The sequence below is a fragment of the Nostoc sp. genome (genome assembly GCF_036919595.1).
Classification (GTDB): domain Bacteria; phylum Cyanobacteriota; class Cyanobacteriia; order Cyanobacteriales; family Nostocaceae; genus Nostoc.
The window spans coordinates 1-3,163 of record NZ_JBALCO010000140.1; the positions used below are offsets into that span (position 1 = coordinate 1).

Annotated in this window: 2 protein-coding genes; both read left to right on the forward strand. The window is 45.0% G+C overall.

The window, feature by feature from the left end; translation table 11 throughout:
• Window positions 1-228 precede the first annotated feature (228 nt).
• Window positions 229-858, forward strand: a complete 630-nt coding sequence (locus tag V7K21_RS20850) for a nitroreductase family protein (RefSeq protein ID WP_335177143.1) — start codon at window positions 229-231, stop codon at window positions 856-858.
• A 90-nt stretch (window positions 859-948) separates the two neighbouring features.
• Entirely contained in the window at window positions 949-1,656 is a 708-nt protein-coding gene (locus V7K21_RS20855) for an SDR family oxidoreductase (protein WP_335177144.1), read from the forward strand.
• Window positions 1,657-3,163 lie beyond the last annotated feature (1,507 nt).

Here is a 3,163-nt window from a genome sequence, read left to right on the forward strand (position 1 = left end):
TGATCTTTTTCTTCTGGATTCATGCTTGAACACTACCATCTTTCTTCCCTCATGGGAATATTCCTGACATTCCTACCTGGGCAGTTACGAAAATTGCTGTAAATAATATTTTACCAACGGTATCCGTATCCTAAAAAAATGTGCGTACTTGCTTGTCATCGTAAGGTGCACACCCTATACTATCCATTGTACCGCGAACGGCATAGTGGAATTAACCAAGAGAAAAGTATGAGCGACACCATCAGCACGATTCACGGGCGCATATCGGCTCAGCACTTCGATTCTTCGAAGCAGCTCTCCGCCGATGAAATCCGGGCATTAGTTCAAGAGGCCACGGAAGCACCGTCATCCTTCAACATCCAGCACTGGCGATTCATCGCCGTCACCGACCCAGCAAAGAAGCAGGCTTTAACGGCGGCCTCTTACGGACAAGCGAAGGTATCCGAGTCTGCAGTTACCTTCATCATCCTTGGCGATCTTGAAGGACACACGAAACTGCAAGGCATCTTGAACCAAAGCGTCGATGCCGGATTGCTGCCCCGAGAGGTCGCGGAGCAGTGGGTGCAGATGGCGGATAGCATGTACGGATCGAGCGCAGCATTTGCGCGAGATGAAGCGATTCGTTCGGCTTCCTTAGCTGCAATGACCCTAATGCTTGCAGCTAAGGTGCGGGGTCTTGTCAGCGGGCCAATGATCGGTTTTGACCCGGCGCAGGTCAAACAACTCTTTGGTATTGCTGATCAGTACATCCCCGTCATGCTACTACCAGTGGGCTACCCTGGTCAAGGCAATACTTCACGCAAGCCGAGACTCCGAGTAGACGAGGTTCTGTCATTCAATGAATCTCGCCAATTCTAATTGAACTACGATTTGCGCCATGCTTAGTCTAACGGCTTCTCCAGCGCAGACCAAGGCCTCTTCTCAAAACACAACGAGTGAGGAAACCACATGGCAAATTACTTAGTTACCGGAGCAAACAGAGGTATAGGCCTCGAGTTCACAAGGCAGATCCTACATCGTGGGGAGCGCGTAGTTGCCTGCTGCCGCAACCCTGAAGGAGCGACGGAACTTGAGGCACTTGCCACAGCACAAAATGATGATCGGCTTGTCATTTGTAGGCTGGACGTGATGCAAGCAACTGCCATCGCGTCTCTCCCAGAGCTTTTAGAAAAAAAGGGTATATTGATCGATGTGCTGATTCCGAACGCAGGAGTGGCAGCATCCTCCGAACGGCTCGGACTCATTCAGGAAGAGACTATGCTGCGCGTTCTGCACACGAATGCGGTCGCACCCATGCTGATCGCCCAAGCCTTCGCTGACCACCTACAGGCTCCAAAGCGCAATGCGAAGATAATCTGCATCTCGTCTGATCTCGGGTCGATCACTTATGCTTCTGGACTTACCTTTGGGCTCAGCTATGGCATGAGCAAAGCCGCTCTGAATATGGGAGTCAAGAAGTTAAGCTCAGACCTTGCCCATCGGGGGGTAATGATCGTCGCCATGCATCCCGGCTGGGTGCAGACGGATATGGGCGGACCTAATGCGCGTTTTACGCCGACTGAATCAACACTGGCGATGCTTAGAGTGATCGATAAACTGAGCATGGCACAGTCGGGGCTTTTCATAGACCATCAAGGACAACAGCTTCCCTGGTGAGAAAATTGCACGGGTGTGGTCAAAAGTAGTTGTTGGAGGAGTGAAATGAGCAGTGATACCGAAAGTTGCGCTAAGGACTTGATGAACCACTTTTAATACTGTGATCGCTAGGAATCAAACTATACCAATTGAAGTCTCTGAAATTTAGAAGCTTCAAAGCCTTGTCATGCCGTATTAAATTGCTGCACCAGCCTATAGGGTATTGAGCGTCAACTCGATTGCAACTTTCTTATTCGCGGCTGGTGTTGCTGTTGGTAATTCACCACTAAATTTTATTGTCACTTCGCTTTTGACTTCCATACCTTACCCCTGGCTCATCATCAATTTCATTTTTTCGCTATCTTATTTATCTTGGATTAGGTTGACCACAAGATGCGCGGTAGAGAGTTAATCGTAGCTGTTCACAAATAAAGTGAACGTTGAGCATTCGACTTGAACGAGAACCAAGACTCAACATTAAAAAAACAAAATCCACAAAAAAAATTTACCCTGTTTTTGACCCTTTTTTTGCATATACAACTGATAATTACTCTCAATAGAAACCGCCCAAACCGTGATTATTGACGTATTTATCAATAAATATTACAGGAATAGCACTAGTTTCTTAATTTGACTAAATTTGTGCATCTGATAAAATATCTCCACAAAACATCCATTTTCCCAATCCTTACCAACTACATTCAACATCTCCCAATATCTATCCAACATCTCCCAAACATCCAATTTTTTTCTTACCTTTTTACACCTTTTACATCATGCAGTAACTACATTCTCATTAGCTCAAAAATTCCCAATAAAGAAGAACAGTTCCCAATACTTATAAGAAGTCTCCCATTTGATCCCAATAATTGGTCAATTATTGGTAAATTCGCTTAAAAGCTTTTAAGCTTGCTAATCCATCTTTTTTTGACGCACAGTACGCCATCTTTGGCGGAAAGTTTGTTGAGAGCAAAACTGAAAAGCAGAAGCATAAGCAACAGCCATCAACAAATACTACTGAATAACTACATAATCACGACAAAAGCCACCTCAGAGTTCACCCCTCTTTTCACAAACATATTACGGGGGGGTAAGAGGGGTGGAGAGAGGAAATGTCCAAGGCAATTGATGCAATGAGCTTTTTCTCAACTACTACTGGACATTAAACAGGTTGTTAATCTGCTTTATTTCTTCTGGCAGTTATAGTTCTATCAAATCGTCAGTGTCCTCATCTAAGGTTTGGTCATCCGAGGTGGACACAAGCTCTTCATCATCCAAGTTCTGATTATTTTTAGTGTCCGTCACAAAAGTTGGAGAAGTGCTTAACCCGATTGTGTAGGATGAAGGTAATTTTTCTATGCCGGCTATCCTTATGTTATGGTGGCGTTTGACTCGGATGATTCTGGTAATACAGCTGCACGGGCTGCCAAGGAATTAGGGACTTCCAAAGAATAAATTAATCAACAAAAAACAAGAATTCACGCTTTGATAATAATGATAATCATTTTAAGGGGGAGAAAGCGGTTGC